Source organism: Streptomyces cellostaticus (assembly GCF_001513965.1).
GTDB lineage: Bacteria > Actinomycetota > Actinomycetes > Streptomycetales > Streptomycetaceae > Streptomyces > Streptomyces cellostaticus.
Genome location: NZ_KQ948040.1, coordinates 83,451 through 104,752 on the forward strand (window position 1 = coordinate 83,451; position 21,302 = coordinate 104,752).

Annotated in this window: 20 protein-coding genes; 8 read left to right on the forward strand and 12 right to left on the reverse strand. The window is 71.2% G+C overall.

Going from position 1 to position 21,302, the window contains the following annotated elements; all coding sequences use genetic code 11:
• Positions 1-52 precede the first annotated feature (52 nt).
• The 11 genes from AQI88_RS34210 to AQI88_RS34260 all read right to left on the reverse strand — a co-directional run bounded on the left by AQI88_RS34210 (position 53) and on the right by AQI88_RS34260 (position 14,741).
• Entirely contained in the window at positions 53-1,552 is a 1,500-nt protein-coding gene (locus tag AQI88_RS34210; RefSeq protein WP_067006932.1) for a bifunctional cytidylyltransferase/SDR family oxidoreductase, read from the reverse strand.
• Between the two features lie 186 nt (positions 1,553-1,738).
• Entirely contained in the window at positions 1,739-2,902 is a 1,164-nt protein-coding gene (locus AQI88_RS34215; RefSeq protein ID WP_067006934.1) for a hypothetical protein, read from the reverse strand.
• A gap of 87 nt (positions 2,903-2,989) precedes the next feature.
• Entirely contained in the window at positions 2,990-4,540 is a 1,551-nt protein-coding gene (locus tag AQI88_RS34220; RefSeq protein ID WP_067006936.1) for an alkaline phosphatase D family protein, read from the reverse strand.
• 219 nt (positions 4,541-4,759) lie between these two features.
• Entirely contained in the window at positions 4,760-5,197 is a 438-nt protein-coding gene (locus AQI88_RS34225; protein WP_159050460.1) for an FG-GAP repeat protein, read from the reverse strand.
• 247 nt (positions 5,198-5,444) lie between these two features.
• On the reverse strand, positions 5,445-6,893 hold the full coding sequence (gene obgE / locus AQI88_RS34230) for a GTPase ObgE (RefSeq protein WP_067006941.1): 1,449 nt from the start codon (positions 6,891-6,893) through the stop codon (positions 5,445-5,447).
• 107 nt (positions 6,894-7,000) lie between these two features.
• Complete coding sequence (rpmA, locus tag AQI88_RS34235; protein WP_067006944.1) at positions 7,001-7,255, reverse strand: 50S ribosomal protein L27; 255 nt, start codon at positions 7,253-7,255, stop codon at positions 7,001-7,003.
• 14 nt (positions 7,256-7,269) lie between these two features.
• The gene (rplU, locus tag AQI88_RS34240) at positions 7,270-7,590 is read right to left on the reverse strand and encodes a 50S ribosomal protein L21 (RefSeq protein ID WP_041819941.1); all 321 of its coding nucleotides are present in this window, start codon (positions 7,588-7,590) and stop codon (positions 7,270-7,272) included.
• Between the two features lie 236 nt (positions 7,591-7,826).
• On the reverse strand, positions 7,827-12,110 hold the full coding sequence (locus tag AQI88_RS34245; RefSeq protein ID WP_208615984.1) for an Rne/Rng family ribonuclease: 4,284 nt from the start codon (positions 12,108-12,110) through the stop codon (positions 7,827-7,829).
• 262 nt (positions 12,111-12,372) lie between these two features.
• A complete protein-coding gene (locus AQI88_RS34250; protein ID WP_067006947.1) occupies positions 12,373-13,149 on the reverse strand; it encodes a TIGR03936 family radical SAM-associated protein in 777 nt (258 codons plus the stop codon).
• Between the two features lie 46 nt (positions 13,150-13,195).
• Positions 13,196-14,104: a hypothetical protein gene (locus tag AQI88_RS34255; RefSeq protein ID WP_067006950.1), complete on the reverse strand. Its 909-nt coding sequence runs from the start codon at positions 14,102-14,104 to the stop codon at positions 13,196-13,198.
• A gap of 37 nt (positions 14,105-14,141) precedes the next feature.
• Entirely contained in the window at positions 14,142-14,741 is a 600-nt protein-coding gene (locus AQI88_RS34260; RefSeq protein WP_067006952.1) for a hypothetical protein, read from the reverse strand.
• Between the two features lie 434 nt (positions 14,742-15,175).
• On the opposite strand from AQI88_RS34260, the gene AQI88_RS34265 reads away from it, so the two are divergent.
• The 5 genes from AQI88_RS34265 to AQI88_RS34285 all read left to right on the forward strand — a co-directional run bounded on the left by AQI88_RS34265 (position 15,176) and on the right by AQI88_RS34285 (position 18,390).
• The gene (locus AQI88_RS34265) at positions 15,176-15,529 is read left to right on the forward strand and encodes a DUF805 domain-containing protein (protein WP_067006954.1); all 354 of its coding nucleotides are present in this window, start codon (positions 15,176-15,178) and stop codon (positions 15,527-15,529) included.
• Between the two features lie 170 nt (positions 15,530-15,699).
• The gene (locus AQI88_RS34270; RefSeq protein WP_079057984.1) at positions 15,700-16,617 is read left to right on the forward strand and encodes a YihY/virulence factor BrkB family protein; all 918 of its coding nucleotides are present in this window, start codon (positions 15,700-15,702) and stop codon (positions 16,615-16,617) included.
• Between the two features lie 181 nt (positions 16,618-16,798).
• Positions 16,799-17,317, forward strand: coding sequence for a hypothetical protein (locus AQI88_RS34275; RefSeq protein WP_067006955.1), 519 nt, complete (start codon positions 16,799-16,801; stop codon positions 17,315-17,317).
• 287 nt (positions 17,318-17,604) lie between these two features.
• Entirely contained in the window at positions 17,605-18,081 is a 477-nt protein-coding gene (locus tag AQI88_RS34280; RefSeq protein WP_244184450.1) for a DUF6325 family protein, read from the forward strand.
• Positions 18,082-18,084: 3 nt separating this feature from the next.
• On the forward strand, positions 18,085-18,390 hold the full coding sequence (locus AQI88_RS34285; RefSeq protein ID WP_067006960.1) for an SHOCT domain-containing protein: 306 nt from the start codon (positions 18,085-18,087) through the stop codon (positions 18,388-18,390).
• 66 nt (positions 18,391-18,456) lie between these two features.
• Here AQI88_RS34285 and AQI88_RS34290 read toward each other — a convergent pair whose 3' ends face one another.
• Positions 18,457-18,864, reverse strand: a complete 408-nt coding sequence (locus AQI88_RS34290) for a PPOX class F420-dependent oxidoreductase (RefSeq protein WP_067006963.1) — start codon at positions 18,862-18,864, stop codon at positions 18,457-18,459.
• Between the two features lie 196 nt (positions 18,865-19,060).
• Here AQI88_RS34290 and AQI88_RS34295 point away from each other — a divergent pair, with 196 nt between their 5' ends.
• From AQI88_RS34295 to AQI88_RS34305, 3 genes are all read left to right on the forward strand, one after another.
• Positions 19,061-19,297 carry a hypothetical protein gene (locus tag AQI88_RS34295; protein WP_067006966.1) on the forward strand — a complete coding sequence of 79 codons (237 nt, stop codon included), beginning with the start codon at positions 19,061-19,063 and terminating at the stop codon, positions 19,295-19,297.
• Between the two features lie 302 nt (positions 19,298-19,599).
• On the forward strand, positions 19,600-20,295 hold the full coding sequence (locus AQI88_RS34300; protein WP_067006969.1) for a DUF899 domain-containing protein: 696 nt from the start codon (positions 19,600-19,602) through the stop codon (positions 20,293-20,295).
• A gap of 199 nt (positions 20,296-20,494) precedes the next feature.
• Positions 20,495-21,295: a maleylpyruvate isomerase family mycothiol-dependent enzyme gene (locus AQI88_RS34305; protein ID WP_067007021.1), complete on the forward strand. Its 801-nt coding sequence runs from the start codon at positions 20,495-20,497 to the stop codon at positions 21,293-21,295.
• Positions 21,296-21,302: the final 7 nt, after the last annotated feature.

Consider the following 21,302-nt stretch of genomic DNA (forward strand, 5'->3'; position numbering starts at 1 on the left):
CGCAAACGCGCAGCCACAGAGGCCTGAATGACAGTTACCTATTTGCGGTTAATTATGCCACGCCGTCCTGGCGGTCCAGAACCGTGGCCAGTGCCTGCTCGAACCCGGAGGCCTTGCCCGCGGGCGCCGTCGGGTCCTGCTGGCGGACGTCGATCACATGGCCGGTCAGCTCCGACAGCAGCACGTCGAGCGAGGTCCCGGCCACGGCCTCGGAGGAGAGCAGCGAGCCCGCCGGCTCCTGGCCGAAGGCCTTGGTGCGCATCGGGGTGGCGGTGCGCTCGGGGTTGATGCAGTTGACGCGGATGCCCTCGGCGGCCCACTCGTCGGACAGGGCCTGGGTGAGGTTCACCATGGCGGCCTTGGTGGAGGAGTAGAGGCTGTACTCGGCGCGGCCGCGGGTGTAGCTGCTGGAGGTGTAGAGCAGCAACTGCCCCTTGGTCTCGGCCAGGTATTTGTACGACGAACGGGCGATCTGCACCGGGGCCAGGTAGTTGACCTTCAGCGCCTCCTCGATGGTGGCGTTGTCGGTCTCGGCGAGGCGGCCGATGCGCAGCACGCCCGCGGTGTTGACGACGTAGTCGATCCGGCCGGTCTCCGCGTACGCCTTGGACAGCGCGTCGTCGACCTCCTCCGGGTTCTCCACGTGGGTGCCGGTGGTGGAGCGGCCGAGCGCGTAGACGTGCGCGCCGTAGGACCCGGCGAGTTCGGCGATGTCCTTGCCGATGCCGTACGAACCGCCGAAGATCACGATCGTCTTGCCGGTGAGCAGCTCGCGGTAGGCCTCCTCGCCGTTCTGCTCGGGCGCGGCGGTGGAGGCGAGCTGGAAGAGCTTGTCGGCGATGAAGACGTCGACCGGCTGCGTCACCTTCATGTTGTACTCGTCGCCCGCGACCACGTGGATCGGCACGTCGGGCAGGTACTTGAGGACCACCGAGCAGTCGTCCGTGGCCTGGAAGTTGGGGTCGCCGGCGGCGACCTCGTAGGCGCGGCGGATCGTGGACAGCTTGAAGGCCTGCGGGGTCTGGCCGCGGCGCAGCCGGGAGCGGTCCGGGATCTCGGTGATGAACTCGCCGTCCTCGCCGTGGGTGCGCGTCACGATGATGGTGTCGGCGGACGGGATCGCGACGTCGACGGCCTGGTAGCGCTCCAGAGCGGTGACGCAGTCGTCGATGACGCGCTGCGAGAGCAGGGGGCGTACGGCGTCGTGGAAGAGGACGTTGCGGTCCTCGCCCTCGGCCAGGCCCTCGCCGAGGGCCGAGATGGCGCGCTCGGTGGTCTCGTTCCGGGTCGAGCCGCCCTCGATGATCTTCTTGACCTTCTGGAACCCGGCCTTGGCGACGATCTTCTCGATGTCCGGCACATAGCCCGGCGCCATCAGGACGATGATGTCGTCGATCGAATCGGCGTTCTCGAAGGTGGTCAGTGTGTGCTCGATGACTGCCTTGCCGGCGATCTTCAGCAACTGCTTGGGGATCGACAGACCCACCCGCTGACCGGTGCCACCGGCCAGGATCACTGCGGTGGTTCGGGGCTTGGCTATGTGCTGGGACACAGGCTGACCTACCTTGGGGCGACAGGGAACCGGGAAATGGTCCCACTTCGGGTAACCGCAGTGCAAGGTGAGTGACGTCCCATGCATATGTGCACGCAACCTGTCATTCACCTAGCACTCCTGGTGATTGGGCGCGGCCGCCGTGAACGCCCATGAAATTGCTGTGAGTAAGTCCACAGGTGCCGTTCAGCGCCGCCCGAGCCGCTTCAGACAGCGGTGGCCGAGCACCCGGACGAGTTCCTTCGACGACGTCTGGTGCACACTGCGCGCAGGCGCCTGGCCAAGGGGTGTGGAGGCGGCCGCGGCGAGCGCGCCGTACAGCGCCCGGGCCGCCGTTTCCGGGGTGATCCGGGGCTCGGACGTGGTCTGTCCCGGCCGCTCGGGCAGCGCGGACAGCAGGGCCGGGGCGCCGATGACGCGGACGCCGAGCGCACCGATCCGTTCGGCCGCCCGGGCCCCGATCGCCGGGGCGGCCTCGACCGCCCAGCGGGGCGTGGAGATCTTCACGTCCCCGGATGTGGGGCTGCACGCGTTCTTCATATGCGGCACGGCACCGTTACGGACGAGCCGGGAATACAGCTCGTCGGGCAGTCCATTGCCGCGGAATTCCACATTAAGATTCCGCAGCATTTCGGTCTCGGCCAGAGTAAGGGACCGATTTGCGGTGTCCGGAACCGGCCGCAGCAGATTCTCCGGCAGCCCGAGCAGTGACTCGAACGTGCGCATCAGTCCGTTTCGGTCACTGTCGTCGACCACGACGACAGTGACCCGCTCGGGCCCGGCGGCCCGGGCCCAGCGCTCGATCAGCCGGTCGTGCCGGTGGCGCTGCCAGAAACTGGGGTTCGGCTTCTCGTACGGCGGTGTGCGGAGCATGTGCTCCAGCCAGTCCTCGTAGCCCATGCGCAGCCCGTTCTGCACGTACTGCTGCCACTGCGAGGGCATGATCCTCGCCAGCGGGCGCAGCGTGACCAGGACGTGCACACGGTCGCCGCCGAGCTGCCGCACGATCCGGGCGATCGTCCCGTCGTCGGGGGCGTCGGCAAAGAACTCGCTGCTGATCACCGAGGCCAGCTTCCCGGTGGCCCGGACCCGGTCCAGCAGCCGGGTCCAGTGCCGGTCCGTGGGCGCGGTGTCGCCCATCATCGCGGGCCGGGCGCAGGCGGCGAGGACGGCTTCCATGGGGTGCCTGCTGTGCGCCGGGAACGCGACGCCGTACTGCGGCAGCGTGTCCTTCGCGGCGAACAGCGCGCCCTGGATGGCGGTGGTCCCCGTTTTGTGCGGGCCGATGTGCAGCAGGCGGGTGCCGGCGGGCAGGGGCGCGGGGGTCGCTCTCGTACAGTCCGTCTCCATGGTCAACGAACGGTAAGAGCGTTGCCTTGGGCGGAGCTGAGAGAAGCCTGGGACGCAGATGAGTCCCAGGCTCCCGTCACACAGGGTTCAGACGACCTGGACGCCCGGCTCGTCCGACTCCACCCGCAGGCGTGCCAGCGTGCTCGCCGTGGCCTGCGGCTTGACCACCGTGTCGACGATCCGGACCTGGGCGTCGATGCCGTCGCGGTCGATGTCGAAGAGGTGGTAGCCGCGGTGGGCGTCGATCACCTTCCAGTGCGGGTTGTCCGCCTTCAGAGGGTCCCACTGGGCGTGGAAGGCGGCCTGGTCCTGGTCGCCGTTGCTGGAGATGGAGGTGCCGACGAACTCCGCGCCGACGACGTCGGAGTCCGGGTCGGCGAAGTCCTCCTTGAGGTCGCTGATCATCGTCAGGTGCCGGTCGCCGCTGAGCACGACCGGGTTGCGGATACCGGCGAACTCCTCCAGCAGGGCGTTGCGTTCGGCCTGGTAGCCGTCCCAGGCGTCGTAGTACCAGAGCTTTCCCTCGCCGAGCAGCAGGTCGGTCTCGGCCATCATGATCTGCGAGGCGATCAGGTTCCAGCGGGCCGGCGAGTCGTGGAGACCGTCCAGCAGCCACTGCTTCTGCTGGGCGCCGAGCATGGTCATCGACGGCGACTCGGCGCCGTCCTGGGTGGTCGCCTGGTCGGTGCGGAACTGCCGGGTGTCCAGCACGTTGAGCCGGGCCAGCCGGCCGAACTCCAGCCGGCGGTACATCTGGATGTGCGGGCCGTTCGGGATCGCGGTGGCGCGGACCGGCATGTGCTCGTAGTACGCCTGGAAGGCCGCGGTCAGCCGGGCCACGAACGCGTCGTGCGACTGCTTGTCGGGGTCCTGCGGGATCTCGCCGGCCCAGTCGTTGTCGACCTCGTGGTCGTCGAAGGTGACCACCCAGGGGGTGTTCGCGTGCATCGCGGCGAGGTCCGGGTCGGTGCGGTACTGGGCGTAGCGGTTGCGGTACTGGACGAGGGTGTACGGCTCGTCGCTGCCCTCGTGCCGGCGTACGGCGGCGGCGGAGGGCTTGGACTCGTAGATGTAGTCGCCGACGAAGAGCACGAAGTCGGGGTCCTGGGCGAGCATGTCAGCGTATGGCGTGAAATAGCCGTGCTGCCAGTTCTGGCAGGAGGCGAGCGCGACGCGCAGCGAGCCGCCCTTGCGGTGAGGGTGGGGAGCGGTGCGGGTGCGGCCGGTGGGCGAGAGCTGGCCGCCCGCCCGGAAGCGGTACCAGTACGGGCGGTCCGGGCGCAGCCCCCGTACATCCACATGAACGCTGTGCCCGTACTCGGGCCGGGCCTCGGTGGTGCCTCTGCGCACGGTCTTTCTGAACCGCTCGTCCTCGGCGATCTCCCAGTCCACGGAGAACACCGCGTCCGGCATGCCACCGCCGCCCAGCGGGTCGGGAGCGAGCCGGGTCCACAGCACGATGCCGTCGGGCAGCGGGTCGCCGGACGCGATGCCGAGGGTGAACACGCCGTCGGGCAGCGGGGTTTCGGCGGCACGGGCGGTGGCCGGCAGCCAGAGCTGGGCGGAGGCCGCGGCGCCGAGGACGGCGGCACCGGCGGTCAGAAAGCGGCGTCGGTCGGGGGTCAGTGCTGCGGTCATTCGCTAACTCCCTTGCCACGGGGGCCTCTTGGACTTCTCTCGCGGACCTACGGAAGCTCCCACGGCCGGCCGGTCCGTCCGCTGAACGGGAGCACTCGCGTGCATGACAAATAGCCAGACAACAGAAGACCCGTTGCGGCACCGGAACCACAGCAAAAGACGTGATCTTGCCACAACGGGTCTAACCAAGTGTCAGGGAATGTTTACCGTAACGGGTGTTCAGTAGGAGAATCCCGAACCAATCCGGCCATTCGCCGCGGGAGTGCAGAGCACGAGGGCGCCGAAGGGGTCGCCCTTCTCCGCGGTGCCGGGCACGCCGGGCGTGTCCTGGCCGATCACCCGGGCGCCGGTCCCGGTCCGCCCCGAAGCCCCCGCGGTGCAGGACGACGACCGTGCCCGGGCTGCTCCTGGTGCCCAGGTCCTCGCCCGGCGCCCGGCGAGGACGTCCGGGCAGCCGTCACCATCGACGTCGGCGACCCGCACATCGGTACCGAAAACGTCGCCGCGCTCCGCGGTGCCGGGCACGCCCGGGCTGTCCTGGTCGAGGAAGGCGGCCTTCACCCCGTCGGGGCCGTCCGGGGCACCCGGGATCCGGGCGATCCGCCCCCGGGCGAGGCTCTCGCCGCTCCGGAGTCCGGCGGCGTCGATGCCGCACACCAGCATTGGTCCGTCGCGCCGTCCCCGTTCACCCAGAGGACCTCCGCGCAGCCGGAGTTCATGCCGCGTGCCTGACCGGCGCCCGGGTGGCGGCGTTCGCCGCCGGGACCGGCACGGCGCCGGCGGGCCGAGCGTGCGCTTCTTCACCCCGGCCGGGCGGCGCTTGAGGGCAAGGCCCGTTCAGGGCTGAAGCGGGTGCCGTCTGGGGGCGGCGGCCCCCAGACGGCACCCCCAGACCACCCGAGCCTTACTCGAACGGGTCGAAGTCGTCGTACTCGCGCAGAGCATCGTCCCGCTCGGCGTCCTTGTCCCGTCGGCGCTGCGCCGCAGGCCTCGGCGCGTCGAAGCGGTGGTCCTCGCCACGGCGACCGAGCATCTCCGCACCCGCCATGACCGTCGGCTCCCAGTCGAAGACGACCGCGTTCTCCTCGGGTCCGATGGCGACGCCGTCGCCGGTCCGGGCGCCCGCCTTCATCAACCGATCCTCGACACCGAGGCGGTTGAGCCGGTCGGCGAGGTAGCCGACGGCCTCGTCGTTGTTGAAGTCGGTCTGGCGCACCCAGCGCTCCGGCTTCTCGCCGCGCACCCGGAACAGCGGCTCGCCGCCGATCTCCTCGCGGGTGACCGTGAAGCCCGCGTCGTCCACGGCCTTCGGCCGGATGACGATCCGCGTCGCCTCCTCCTTCGGCTTCGCGGCGCGCGCCTTGGCAACCAGCTCGCCGAGCCCGTACGACAGCTCCTTCAGCCCGATGTGGGCCACCGCCGACACCTCGAAGACGCGGTAGCCGCGCTCCTCCAGGTCGGGGCGGACCATCTCGGCGAGGTCCTTGCCGTCCGGCACGTCGACCTTGTTCAGGACGACGATCCGGGGGCGGTTGTCGAGGCCGCCGTACTGCCGCAGCTCCTCCTCGATGATGTCGAGGTCGGAGACCGGGTCGCGGTCGGACTCCAGGGTCGCGGTGTCCAGCACGTGCACCAGCACACTGCACCGCTCCACGTGCCGCAGGAACTCCAGGCCGAGGCCCTTGCCCTGGCTGGCGCCCGGGATCAGACCGGGCACGTCGGCGATGGTGTAGACGGTGGAACCGGCCGTCACCACGCCCAGGTTGGGCACGAGCGTCGTGAACGGGTAGTCGGCGATCTTCGGCTTGGCCGCGCTGAGTACGGAGATCAGCGAGGACTTGCCGGCGCTCGGGTAGCCCACCAGGGCGACGTCGGCGACGGTCTTCAGCTCCAGGACGATGTCCTGGAGGTCCCCGGGCACGCCGAGCAGCGCAAAGCCGGGCGCCTTGCGGCGAGCGCTCGCCAGCGCCGCGTTGCCGAGGCCGCCCCGGCCGCCCTGCGCGGCGATGTACGAGGTGCCGTGGCCGACCAGGTCGGCGAGCACGTTGCCCGCCCTGTCCAGGACGACCGTGCCGTCCGGCACCGGCAGGATCAGGTCCTGGCCGTCCTTGCCGGAGCGGTTGCCGCCCTCGCCGGGCTTGCCGTTGGTGGCCTTGCGGTGCGGGGAGTGGTGGTAGTCGAGGAGCGTGGTGACCGACTGGTCGACAGTCAGGATCACGTCACCGCCACGGCCGCCGTTGCCGCCGTCCGGGCCGCCGAGCGGCTTGAACTTCTCACGGTGGACGGAGGCACAGCCGTGGCCTCCGTTACCCGCGGCGACATGCAGCTCGACGCGGTCCACGAAGGTGGTCATGGTTCAGTGCCTCCAGGGAAGTACGGGTGTTTCTTGAGTAACACGCGAAAGGCGGACCCGCCTTCCCGACCGGGAAGTGAGGTCCGCCTCGCGAAGTGAACGTTCGGTCAGGCGACCGGAACGATGTTCACGACCTTGCGGCCACGGTGGGTACCGAACTCCACCGCACCGGACTGCAGCGCGAACAGCGTGTCGTCGCCGCCACGGCCGACGCCCGCGCCGGGGTGGAAGTGGGTGCCGCGCTGGCGAACCAGGATCTCACCGGCGTTCACGACCTGACCGCCGAAGCGCTTCACGCCGAGCCGCTGGGCATTGGAGTCGCGACCGTTCCGGGTGGACGATGCGCCCTTCTTGTGTGCCATCTCTCCTCAGTCCCTTACTTCGCAGCCGCGGGGATCTCAGTGACCTTGATCGCCGTGTACTGCTGGCGGTGGCCCTGACGACGGCGGTAGCCGGTCTTGTTCTTGTAGCGAAGGATGTCGATCTTGACGCCCTTGTGGTGGTCCACGACCTCGGCCTGGACCTTGATGCCGGCCAGCACCCACGGGTCGCTGGTCACGGAGTCGCCGTCGACAACGAGCAGGGTCGAGAGCTCGACCGTGTCGCCAACCTTGGCAGTGGAAATCTTGTCAACCTCAACGATGTCGCCGACAGCAACCTTGTGCTGGCGACCACCGCTGCGCACGATGGCGTACACGCGGATCTCTCTTTCGCTCGATGAACGGCACCCCCGCAGGCCAGCCGCCCGGGATCACCACGGACGACCTCTCCCGGCCCGCCTTGCGCCCAGGAGGAAGAGGTTTACGGGGATGTGGCGCGCTCAGTGGACACGCCGACGGTCTAGGTTACGGGGCCACGGCCGAGGGGGTCAAACCGGGCCCCGGGGGTGTGCGGCCGGTCACGTGGACCGGCCGCACACCCCGTCGGGCTTCGTCAGCCCTCGTCGGTGGCAGCGGAGACCGTGGTGGTCTTCTTCGCCGTCGACTTCGCGGCGGCCGTCTTGGCGGTCTTGGCCGCCTTCTTGGCCGTCGTCTTCTTGGCGGCCGTCTTCTTGGCCGCGGTCTTCTTGGTGGCCGCCTTCTTCGCCGTGGCCTTCTTGGCCACCTTGCGGGCAGTCTTCTTGGCCGGCACGGCCTCCTCGACCGCCTCCTCGGCAGCGGGTGCCCCGGCGGGCTCCGCCTCGGTGGCCGGGACGACCACGACGGCCGTCTCCTCGGACGCGGTCGGCGCGGTGGCCTTGCGCACGGCACGGCGCCGCGGGCGGGCCGGGGCGGCGCTCTCGACGGGCGCCTCCTCGACCGGAGCCGCGGCCTCGGCCGCCTCGGGCTGCTCCACCGGCGCCTCGGGCGCGGTCTCCGCGACCGTCACCACGGCCGCCTCCGCGCCCGCCGGGGAACCGGCCGGCGCCGACACCTTCCGGGTCGCACGGCGGCGCGTACGGCCCTTGGGCGCGGCCTCCTCGGCGGCGGGCTCCTGGGCCACCACCGGCTCCTCGACGGCGACCGGCTCGGCGAGCGCCTCGGCGGCCGTCACCGGCTGCACGGGAAGCGCGGCCTCCTCGGCGGGCGTGACCGCCTGTGCCGTCGGCGCCTCGGCGGTCTCGGCGGTCTCGGCGGACTGCGCGGCCTTCCCGGTCCTGGCCTTGCGGCTCTCGGCCTTCGGCGCGCCGGCCGGAGCCGAGGCCCGGCGGCTCGCGCGGCGACGCGTACGGCCACGGGTGGCCGCCGCCTCCGCCTCGGCGATGCTGCTGTACAGCTCCTCGTCCGCCGCGAAGTCCGGGGCGGGCAGCGCGACCGGCTCGGCGATCTCGGCCGCGACCTCGACCGCGGTCTCGATCTCCGGCTCGACGGCCTCGCCGGTCTCCACGGCCTCGGCGGCAATCTCGTGCTCGGGCACGTGTCCGTCACCGCCCCGGCCGCGCTTCTTGCGCTTGCCGCCGCCACCGGGGGCGGTGGGCTGCTCCATGTGCACGATGACACCGCGGCCGTTGCAGTGGACGCAGGTCTCGGAGAAGGACTCCAGCAGGCCCTGGCCGACCCGCTTGCGGGTCATCTGTACCAGGCCCAGCGAGGTCACCTCGGCCACCTGGTGCTTGGTGCGGTCGCGGCCCAGGCACTCCAGCAGACGGCGCAGCACCAGGTCGCGGTTGGACTCCAGCACCATGTCGATGAAGTCGATGACGATGATGCCGCCGAGGTCGCGCAGCCGCAGCTGGCGCACGATCTCCTCGGCCGCCTCCAGGTTGTTCCTGGTGACCGTCTCCTCCAGGTTGCCGCCCTGGCCGGTGAACTTGCCGGTGTTGACGTCGACGACGACCATCGCCTCGGTCCGGTCGATCACCAGCGAACCGCCGCTGGGCAGCCAGACCTTGCGGTCCAGCGCCTTGGCGAGCTGCTCGTCGATCCGGTAGGTGGCGAAGGCGTCGACCTCGGAGGTCCACTTCGACAGCCGCTCGGCCAGGTCCGGGGCCACGTGCGAGACGTACCCGTGGATCGTCTCCCAGGCCTCGTCACCGCTGACGATGACCTTGGAGAAGTCCTCGTTGAAGATGTCGCGCACGACCCGGACGGTCATGTCCGGCTCGCCGTACAGCAGCGTCGGCGCGTTGCCGCTCTTGGCCTTCTTCTGGATGTCCTCCCACTGCGCCTGCAGCCGCTCGACGTCCCGGCGCAGCTCCTCCTCGCTCGCGCCCTCGGCGGCGGTGCGCACGATGACGCCCGCGTCCTCGGGGACGATCTTCTTGAGGATGGTCTTCAGCCGGGCGCGCTCGGTGTCGGGCAGCTTGCGGCTGATGCCGGTCATCGAGCCCTCGGGGACGTACACGAGGTAACGGCCCGGGAGGGAGACCTGGCTGGTCAGGCGGGCGCCCTTGTGCCCGATGGGGTCCTTCGTCACCTGGACGAGGACGGACTGGCCGGACTTCAGGGCGGACTCGATGCGGCGCGGGCCGTTGGCCATGCCCAGCGCCTCGAAGTTGACCTCACCGGCGTACAGGACGGCGTTGCGGCCCTTGCCGATGTCGATGAAGGCAGCCTCCATCGACGGCAGCACGTTCTGGACCTTGCCCAGGTAGACGTTGCCGACGTACGAGGTCGACTGCTCCTTGTTGACGTAGTGCTCGACGAGCACGCCGTCCTCGAGCACGCCGATCTGGGTGCGCTCGCCGTGCTGGCGCACGACCATCACGCGCTCGACGGCCTCGCGGCGGGCCAGGAACTCGGCCTCGGTGATGATCGGGACGCGACGGCGGCCCTGCTCACGGCCCTCCCGGCGGCGCTGCTTCTTCGCCTCCAGCCGGGTCGAGCCCTTGATGGACTGGACCTCGTCGGACGGCTCGGCGGGCTTGCGGGGCTCGCGGAGCTTGACGACCGTGCGCTCCGGGTCGTCGGCGTTCGGCTCGGCGTCGGCAGCGGTGTCACCGGCCCGGCGGCGACGCCGGCGGCGACGGCGGCTGGAGCTGGAGCCGCCGGACTCGTCGCCATAAGCGTCCTCGGCGTCCTCTTCCTCCTGCTCGGCGGTGTCCTCGGCGTCCTGCGCGGCCTGCTCGGCGGCGAGTTCGTCGGCCTCGGCGTCCATGCCCTCGCCCTCCGCGGTGTCACCGCGGCGACGGCGACGGCCGCCCCGGCGGCGACGGCGGCGCGAACCGGACTCCTCGTAGCTCTCCGCGCCCTCGGCCTCCTCGGCCTCCTCGGCGTCGGCGAGGTCCTCGACGGACTCCTCGGGCTCCTCGGCCTCTGCCGGCTGCTCGGCCTCGGCGGGGGCCTCCACGGCCTGCGTCTCCTCGGCGGCGCCCCGGCGGCGACGGCGGCGGCCACGCGGGCCGGACTCGGCGCGCTCCTCCGCGTACTCCTCGGTCTCCTCCGCCTCGGTGGCCTCGGCCTCGGCGGCGGCCTCGGCAGCGGCCCGCTGCGGGGTCTGGAACCTCGGCTCGGTGAACACCGGCGCCTGGAACACGGCCACGGCGGGCCGGGCCGGGCGACGCGGTGCCTCGGGCTCGGCGGGCTCGGCGGCCGGGGACTGCGCGGGCGCGGAGAACCCGGCCGCGGCCTGCCGCACGACGCGACGGCGACGACGCGGGGCCGCGCCCTCGGCGGGGGCCTCGGCAACGGGGGCCTGCGGCGCTTCGGCGGCGGGGGTCTCGGCGACGACGGCGGGCTCGGCGATCTCGGTCTCCTCGACAGGCTGGGCAGCCTCGGCGGCCTCCTCGGCCACGGCAGCACCGGCCGGCGCGGACACCCGGCGGGTGGCACGGCGACGGGTACGACCCGGCTTGGCCTCCTCGGCGGGCGCCTCGGCGACGGGCGCGGCTTCGGCGGTCTCGGTCTCCTCGACGGGCTGGGCGACCTCGGCAGCCGCCACGGCGGCCTCCTCGGCCACAGCAGCAGCGGCCGGCGCGGACACCCGGCGGGTGGCACGGCGACGGGTACGACCCGGCTTGGCCTCCTCAGCGGGCGCCTCGGAGGCAACATCCGCGGCGGGGGCGGCCTCGGCGGCCGGAGCTTCCGCGGCGGGCACGGACTCGGGCGTCTCGGCGGCCTTCGGTGCACTGGCGGGCGCGGTGGCGCGCCGGGTGGCACGGCGGCGCGGACGGCCGGCGGACGCAGCCTCGGCCTGCACGGTCTCCGCCTCGGCCTTCTCCTCGGCCTCAGCGGCGATCTCGGTCGCGGCGGCATCGGCGATGGCCGACGCACCGGACGCGGCAGCGGACAGCGCGGCTTCCACCGGCGCCGGAGCTCCGGCGGGCGCGGAGGCGCGGCGCGTGGCGCGGCGACGCGGACGGCCGGCCGGCGCGGGCTCCTCGACGGCCTGCGCAGCCGCAACAGCCTCGGCAGTCTCAACGGACTCGGGGGCCCCGGCAGATTCGGCGGTCTCGGCAGCAGCAGCCGTGGCAGCCGGTACGACCGTCTCGACGGCCTCCATGAACGCGGGCGCCCCGGCGGGCGCGGAGGCGCGGCGGGTGGCCCGGCGACGCGGACGGCCGGCCGGAGCGGGCTCCTCGACGGGGGCGGGCTGCGCGGCCCCGGCCTTCTCCTCCGCCTCGGTGATCTCGTCGGCCTCCGCGGCCGGTATGGCCGGCACGGTGACCTCTTCGGGCGCCTCGGCCGCGGCCGGCGAGCCCGCCGGGCGGGAGGCGGCACGGCGACGCCTGCGCGGCGGCAGGGTGTCGCTAGGCGTGTTCAGTTCGGAACCCTCAGTGGGTTCGGTCGGTTCGAGCATGCGGGCGAATCTCCCGTCAGGCTCCCGGGCGCCGCGCCTGGTCCGGCAACGGTCTCGATGGACCGTCCGCCGTTGACGTCCGCGGCCCGCGCGATGCGCAATGGCCGCCGTCCGGGGCGCGGGCGCCGCACGGGAGCACTCTGTGTCCTGTCTCGCCGGTTCCGTACGCCTTGTCGGTACGGCCTGGCGAAAGTCTTCTGGTCGGTGCGCTGCCCGACCCAGGTGGCTCCCGAGTACGAGGGCGGCGCTTCGACGTCCGTCCCTACGCGGAACCTTCCGGCGTCGGCGCCGTCGCGGCGGCAGCCGGTTGGGCCGTCAGGGCCTCGGCTGCCTCGCGGTCGGGCGCGAGCGGGTCGGTCACCGTGCCGGTCTCTTCATCGAACAGCCCCTGCGCCAGCCTGGTCACCGCTGCGGGGACCGGCGGCGCCAGGTCGGCCACGGCGCGGAGACCGGACAGGACGTCGTCGGGTCGTACGGCAGGCGTCACGTGCCGAACAACCAGCCGCAGTATCGCACAGGGCTGGTCGGTCGGCCTATCAGCCGGTTCACTATGCGTTTCCAGCCCTACGACCGCGGGGCGGGCGTCGAAGGTCCGGATGCCGTTCTTGGTCTTGCGCTGGACCTCGACGGACTCGGCGGAGTTGAAGGCCGCGACGGCCTCCTCGGCCTGAGCCGGGTCCACCCCGTCCAGCCGCAGCTCCCAGACGGAAGCGGTCAGCCGGTCGGCGAGCCCCGAGGTCCGTGCCTCGACCGCGTCGACGACATCGAGCCCGGCGGGCAGCGACTCGTCGAGCAGCGCCCTGAGCTTCTCCGGGTCCCGCGCCTCGGTGAGGGCGATCTCCAAAAACTCCGCCTCACTGCCCGTGCCGGTGGGTGCGGCATTGGCGTACGACACCTTCGGGTGCGGTGTGAACCCCGCCGAGTACGCCATGGGCACCTCGGCACGGCGCAACGCACGCTCGAAAGCGCGCTGGAAGTCACGGTGGCTGGTGAACCGGAGGCGGCCGCGCTTGGTGTAGCGCAGTCGGATGCGCTGCACCGCGGGTGCGGGCGGCGGGCCTTCGGGCTGTCGCTTGCCCAGTGTCCTAGTCCTTCGTGAGAGCGGTCGTACTGCTACCAAGAGTACGTGTCGCGCGGCCCGTGGGTTCCCGCCGGTCCACCGCGGCCGGCGGACGGGGCTCGCCCAGGAGCATCCGCCTCAGATCGGCGCGGGCCTGCCGTACGGTGTCGCGGGCGGCGCTCAGCGCCTGCCCCACGGCCCGGCCCGCGACGCGCGCGGCCTCGGCGACGGGCCGCACGACGGCGTCCCGCACGACGTGTCCGACCGGGGTGAGGACGGTCCGGTACACCCAGCGCAGGGGATCCGCGAAGATCCACCGGAAGAGGGTGCCGAGTCCCCGCCCGACGGCTTGCGAGATCCGCCCGGCGATCCGCCAGGCATGCCCGAGGGCCTCCCCCACCTCGTGTGCGACGACGGCGAGGGCGCGGCCGACGGGGGCGAGGAGCCGGTTCCACAGGGCGAGGGCGGGCAGGACCACGAGGACGCGCGTCGTCCAGTACAGGACCGCGCCGACCCCTGCGCCGATGACGCCCGCGAGCCAGGCGATGCCGCGACCGACCGGGGCGAGGACCCACTCGTACAGCCACCGTGCGGGGACGACGACGAGATACCGCACCAGCCAGGCGATGCCCCGCCCCACCGGGGCGAGCACGCGCGCGTACAGCCACCCGAGAGCGGCCCCGATCCCCCGGGCGATGCGGGCGAGGCCGTGCCCGACCGGGGTCAGCACGCGCGCGTAGAGCCACTGGAGCACGCGTCCGGCGGGACGCAGCACGGTGTCGGTCAGACACCGGCCACCGACGACCAGCGCGTCCCACGCCATCCGCACCGGCAGCACCACGACCAGGGCGATGATCCGTACGGGCAGGCGCAGCGCGACCACCAGGCACCCTTCGGGCTGCTGCGGCCGGGACGGCGGCTTTTCCAGATCCATACCGGAGTAGACGCCCGCACTGCCCGTCCGGATCCGGCTATGCCATGCGCGCCTTGTACGACTCCGGATAGCGCTGGGTGAACTTCACGGCCCACACCAGCAGCGCGATGGGGATGACCCAGTTGAACCAGTCGTCCTGGGACGGGAAGCGGATGGCCAGCCAGGTCGAGACCGTCATCAGGGCGAAGACCGCGCCCCACGCCGCCGTCAGCACCCTGTTGATGTGCTTGAAGGCGGGTGTGTCCCACAGGCTGCGCGGCGCCGACTCCCGGGCGTACGGGGAGGTGAAGGGGTCGGAGAACAGCGATCCGAGGGCCACGACGGCCACCAGCCCGTTGGAGATGACCTGGGCGTACGTCTCCACCCAGAGGAGCTGTCCGCGGTTCAGGGCCAGGGCGAGGACCGAGAGGACGGCGAAGAACACGATGCCGGTCATGTCGAGGACGCGGAGCTTGCCGTACAGGATGTCCTGCCCCGACAGGACGATCGCGGCGATCAGCGCGGCGAGCGCCGCGTACTCCCAGGTACTGGGACTGGCGACCACTCCGAAGATGATCCACGGGGCGAAGGAGAGGAACACGCTGCCCGTACTGACGGGCTTCTTGGCCGGGGCTTTCGTCGCCGCCTGCTGAGCCATGGGCACACCTCCCGTCAGGTGTCGCGGCCACCCCTCCTTCCCATCGTGCTGCCGGCCGCAACGGGCCGCATGCCGCCGGGCAGGACTCCTACGGTGACGATGCGGTCCGGACCTTCGAGGGGTGCCGGCACGGCCTGTCCTGAGCGCGGCCGCGGTCGCCGGTCCGGGAGTCGTCGCAGTCGCGGAGGGCCGGTGGCACAGCCTCGGGAGCCGGTACGTCACCTCCTGCGGGCCCGGCGCCCCACGGGAGCGACCGGCCCCACCGGGCCCACCCTCCCCGGCAGACGGGGCTCGGTGGCACGTCTTCGGGAGGTCCTGGTCACCGAACGGCCGCAGCACGATAACGCCTTGAGCTGTGCACGCCAGGGAGATGGCTTCCGGCCATGCCGACTGATTCGATGGGGTAACGCACATCACCATCTTGGGGGGCGACAATGCACTGGTACGTGGACGTACTGAAGAAGTACGCGGTGTTCAGCGGCCGCGCGCGGCGGCAGGAATACTGGATGTTCTTCCTGTTCAACGTGATCATCAGCATCGTGCTGGCGATCATCGACGGTGCCATGGGATCGAGCATCCTGGGCATCATCTACAGCCTCGCCACCCTGCTGCCCGGCCTCGGCGTCGCCGTCCGCCGCCTGCACGACACGGACCGGTCCGGCTGGTGGATCCTCATCGCGCTGATCCCCCTGGTCGGCGCGATCATCCTCATCGTCTTCCTCGCCACCGAGGGCAAGGCGGAGCCGAACCAGCACGGCCCCAACCCGAAGTACGCGCCGGCCGCCTGAGCCCGCGACGCACCGAAAGGCCCGCCGGAGTTCTCCGGCGGGCCTTTCGCCGCTCCATCCCCGGTTCGGCTAGGGTCACTTCGTCAGATTCCCCGCATATATCCCCATCCCCATATACATCCTGAACAGCCATCAGGGAGGGCACAACGGCGGAGTACAGTCACCGGCGCATGGTCAGAACGCTGACGTTCTGGCTGCGTCCCGCCTTCGCGCTGCGGGTCCTCAACCGCTTCCAGCGAGTCGCAGGTTTCGACCGCTCGATGGCTCTGGCCTCCAGTGCCCTGACCGCACTGGTCCCGGTCGCGATCCTGGGCAGCACCCTGCTGGGCAGCCTCACCTCCTACGACGCCGCACAGCGGATCATCAAGCGGTACGGCCTCACCGGGGCGGGCGCCGAAGCGGTGAACGCCCTCTTCTCGCCTGCCGAGGGCGGCAGCACCAGCGTGAGCGTGTTCGGCGTGCTCTTCCTGGCGATCTCGGCCCTGAGCTTCACACGGGTCCTGCAGCGCATGTTCGAACAGACCTGGGAACTCAAGCCCCTCAGCGTGCGCAACACCCGCAACGGCCTGTGGTGGCTGCTGTCCGCCGGCGGCTACGCGCTGGTCACCGCGTGGCTGAGCGCCCTCCTCGGCGCCGGCCCGACCGGCCTTGCGGCCGCGGTCTGCGAGGTACCGGTGAGCGCCGTCTTCCTGATCTGGAGCGGCCACGTCCTGTCCGCCAGAAGGGTCGCCTGGCGGGACCTGGTCCCCTTCGGCGTCACTGCGGCCGTCGCGATGGCGGTCTACTCCGTGGGCACGACCGTCTACCTGCCGCATCTGTTCAACTCCTCCGCCCAGCGGTACGGGGTGGTCGGCGCGGTCTTCGCGATGATCTCGGCGCTCTTCGGTGCCATGCTCGTCGTCGTCGGGTCGGCCGCGCTGGGGCGCGAGGTGCAGGACGAGCTGTCCCGCATCGCCGAGGGACAGCGCACCCCGGACGACGAGGTCCGCCGTCAGTGGGACAGCGTGGTCGACCAGACCCGCTCGCGCTGGCGCACCGTACGGCAGCAGGTGTCCCGCCACCGTCCCGAGAACCCGCACGACCGCTGAGCAGGGCCTGGGCCTGCGCCGCCCCCGCCGTCGTAGCAAGGTGCGAGCGCCCGCCGCAGCTCACCCGGAGCAGGCGAGGCGCCCCGCGGTCCGGCGGCGCAGCCTGGATGCTCCGGAACCCGCCGCCGGGGGCCGGTCCGGCGGCCGGCCCGACAACCTCCCGAGGGCCCCTGGAGCGAGGATGCCGAAACACACCGGAACACAGGCACGCGCGCGCCGAGCGGAGCGCCGGGCCCACGCGGACTACACCGGGGGCCTCTACGGCTCGCTCCTCGCCGCCTCCGTCGTGATCGGAGCCGGTGCGCTCGGCCCCTTCCCCCGGCTGGAACTGGCGCTCCTGCTGCTGGCGACCGGGGTGATCTTCTGGCTGGCGCACGTCCACGCCCAGCTGTTCGGCGCCCGCATGGCGCAGCGCGCCCTGAACCGTGCGGTCGTCGTGGAGGTGTGCCGTGAGGAGTGGCCGATCGTGCAGGCCGCCGTTCCGCCCACGGTGGCGGTGCTCGTCAGCCCCCTGCTGGGCCTCGACCTCGTGGGCGCGGCCTGGCTCGCCCTCGCCGTCGCCCTGGTCGGCCAGGTGGGCTGGTCGACGGCTGCCGCGTTGCGCTCGGGCGCCACCCGGGGCCAGGTGATGCTCACCGATGCGGTCAACCTCGTACTCGGACTGCTGATCGTCGCCCTGAAACTGGCCCTGAAGCACTGACGTCGCGAGATCATCCAGCGGTCCGATGCCACCCCCGATGTCACCCACTCCGGGTGAAGCCACGGGCGGTCGCTTCGGCGAGCGTTTTACGGGCACACGTCCGGCACACCCCGCCCCCGCGGTGTGACGGAGGGAGTCCGCCGTCACCGGCACCATCCGCGTCTTCGGCCTCGGCACGGCGCCTGTGCCGCGGCGATGATCACCTTGGCGGTCTTCGGGCTCCTGGACTCGCCGCAGGCGCCCCATCGGGCACTCCCACCGCAACCACCCCTAGCGAGTTGACAGCCATGAGCGAACACAGTGAATACCTGGACGAGATGGGGCCCGTCGACTACCTGGTCGTGGAGTTCCCGGGCCACCGTCTGACGGGCGAGGGTCTCCCCCTGCTCCTGGACCTGGTCGAGCGCGGCATCATCCGGGTCCTCGACCTCCTGTTCGTACGCAAGGACAGCGACGGCACGATCATCGCGCTGGACCTGGGCGACCTCGAAGGAGACATCGACCTGACCGTGTTCGAGGGCGCCTCCTCCGGGCTGCTGGACCAGTCCGACATCGACGACGCCGGTACGGCACTGGAGCCCGGGAACTCCGCCGCGATCATCGTGTACGAGAACCTCTGGGCGGCGCCCCTGGCCGTCGCCCTCCGACGCGGCGGCGCCCAGCTCGTAGCGGCCGGACGCATCCCGGTGCAGGCGCTGCTCGCGTCCCTGGAGGCCGCCGAGTCCCACAATGCCGAGCCCGCCTCGGCGTCACCTCGGAGGTGAGCCATGCCCGGACTGCTGCGCGGTATCGCCCGCACCGCGGTCGTCGCGGGAACCGCAACGGCCGTGTCCAACCGCGTCTCACGCCGCCAGGCCGGCCGCTGGGCCGCCCAGGCCGAACAACAGGCTCCACCGCCACCCGAGCCCGCACCCGCACCCGCACCCGCACCCGCACCCGCACCCGCACCACCGTCCACCGGCGACGACATGACCACCAAGATCAACCAGTTGAAGGAGCTGAGCGAACTGCGCGCGCAGGACGTCCTGACAGAGGAGGAGTTCGCAGCCCAGAAGCGCACGATCCTGGGCTGACCCGACCACGGCCCCTCCACCGCCGACGCAACCAGGTGGAGGGCCGCTCTGCCGACCGGACGGCCCTCAGATGGAACCGACAACCTTGCGCGGAGTGACGCGGACCACGACTCGTTCCGCATCGTCCTTCGCCGCCGGGTTGAAGTCCGCGTACTCCTTGCCCGTGTACTTGCGGGACAGCTCATCGATCAGCCGCTGCCCGCCCTCGGTGGTGAGCGTGGCCGTGCCCCGGATCTCGGCGTAGGTGTACGGCGCGTCCGGCGGGTTGATCATGACGGACACGCGGGGGTCCCGTCGGAGATTCCTTTCCTTGCGACGGCCGACGGTCGTGGAGATCAGCAGGTCGTCACCGTCATGCGTGACCCAGGTGATCGACTGCTGGAGACTGCCGTCGGGCTGGATGGTGGCCAGGCACACGAAGAGCGCATTGTCGTCGATGAGAGCCTTGAGGTCATCCGAAAGTCGAGCCGGCACAGTGCGGGTCCTTTCCTTGGCTGCCCCCCTCCGGAAACGGCCTGATCAGCGTAGAAGGATCACCTCAACACCCTCGGCCCAACGCGCCCACCTCACCGCCCTTGCTTGCATGCCTTGGGTGCTCGTTGCTTGGGGCAGACGGGGGATATGCCTGCGGCAGCGGTGCCCTCCGATCATTCCGATCGTTACAGCGAGCATGCGAAAGATCATCATCACTGCCGCGCTGGCTCTCGCCACCGCGGCCATGGCCGCTCCCGCGAACGCCGACAACGCCAACTGGGGCGGTGGCGTCACCGGCGGGAACAACTGGACCTTCTCGCCGGCACCCGCCTGTCTCTCGGGAGCCATCGGGGTACCCATCCTGAGTGGCTACCTCCCCGTCCCCACCAACAAGTGCGGAAACGGCAACGTGATCGACCACTTCGGCTTCTAGGCCGAACGGTCTCCCCTCACCGCACCTCTCCCCCCCAGCTCCCATCCCGTACGCGGGCGCCATGGACCCCGTCTGCTCGGCTCTGCCTGGGCCGATGGCGTGCGGGATAGGAGCACTATTGAGCCCCCTCCTCCCCCCAGGAGAGGGGGCTCAAAGGCCAGGCGGTCACGCACAAGCCTGGAACGGGGCCTCAGAGCCGATCCATCCTGCTGCCTCGCCGGCCTGCGACCGATGAGTTCCGGAGCCCGGTGGGGTCTACCCCTGCACAAGCGAAAGCTGCGCACGAGCTCTGTGAGGGGATCATGACCACCCACGCACTACCACCCGTCGTCGACGCCGCGACCTGGGAGCGCCGGCTCGAGGCACTGCGTGCCCGGGAGAAGGCCGCGACACGGGAGCTTGACGCCATCGCCGCCGAGCGTCGTCGCCTGCCGATGGTCGAGATGCCCGACTACACCCTCGAGGGCGAGGACGGCCCCGTTCGGCTGGCGGACGTCTTCGAAGGCAAGAGGCAGCTGATCGTCTACAACCACATGTGGTTCGCCGGCAAGGAATGGCAGTGCCCGGGCTGCACGGGTTTCACCTCGCAGTACACCCGCCTGGAGTTCCTGGACAACTACGATGCGCGATTCGTCATCGTCACCCAGGGGCCGATCAAAGAGGCACTCGCCTACAAGCAGCGGGTCGGCAACCGGATGACGTGGTACTCGACTGCCAACAGCTCGTTCGGGGCCGACGTCGGCGCACCGCCCGACGGAGGATTCGCGGTCAACGTGTTCCTGCGCGACGGCGACACCGTCTACCGCACCTGGCACACCAACGGCCGGGGCACCGAGCAGCTCAGTCACACCTTCGCGCTGATCGACCTCCTGCCGTACGGACGGCAGGAGGAATGGCAGGACTCGCCCGAGGGCTGGCCCCAGTCGCCCACCTACAGCCGGTGGGCGACGTCCGAGGACATCGCTGCGCTCTATGGCTCGGGCTCCGGCGGCGGCTGAACCGATCACGGCCGATGAGCGGGGGGGGACTCGGTGATGCTGCCGGTGCGCGGCAAGTAGGTGCCGCGCTTGTACGGGTCCGGCACAGCCGAACTCTGTCCGGCGCTGTGGGCTCTTGTGGCTGATCCGGCACACCGGGCCCCCGCGTCGGCCGTGAAAATCGCGTGCGGTTGTCAGAGCACGGTGACAGATGATCACTGTGGAAAAGTCTCTGGAGTTCCCCGTTCTGCTGCAGCTGATCGACGAGCGGTCGATCGCGTTCCGGGCCGCGGTCGCCGCCGCGCCCAGCCTCGACGTGCAGGTGCCGACCTGCCCCGAGTGGACGCTGTTCGACCTGGCGCAGCACCTGGGCGAAGGGCGCCGCGCCTGGGCCGCCACCATCGCCGCAGGGCCTGACGCCACGGCCAAGTCCGCACCGCAGGGCGACCCGGCCGCACCTCGGGAGCGCGAGGCCCTGCTGGCCTGGCCGGCCGCATCGACGCAGCAGCTACTGGACGCATTGCGGGAGGCCGGCCCGGATCGCGGTTGCTGGACGTGGTGGGGCAAGTCGCAGTCGCCGCAGACCTGCGGTGCCGTCGCCCGGCACCAGCTCCACGAGGTCGCGATACACACCTACGACGCCCAGCTCACCCTGGGCGCCCCGCAGCCGTTGCCGGACGAGGTGGCACTCGACGGTGTCGAGGAGTTCCTGTCCACCCTCTGCACCACGACGGTCGCCTGGCCGCACGAGCCCGCTGCCGTCGATTACCACGCCACCGAGGGCCGCTCCTGGCGCAACTGGCTCTCCGACGACGGTGCACGGGCCGCCCGCCTGCCCGCACCCGGCACCCTGCCCGCCATTGCCGCCGACGAGGACCCGGACGCGGCCGACGCCTCCGCCCGAGGCACGGCCAATGAGCTGGTCCTCGCCTTCTACGGCCGTATTCCGCTGGACTCCCTGAAGCTCGACGGCAACCGACGTCTCTTCGACCAGCTCGTGGCCTGGGACCCAGAGCAGTAGGACGCGA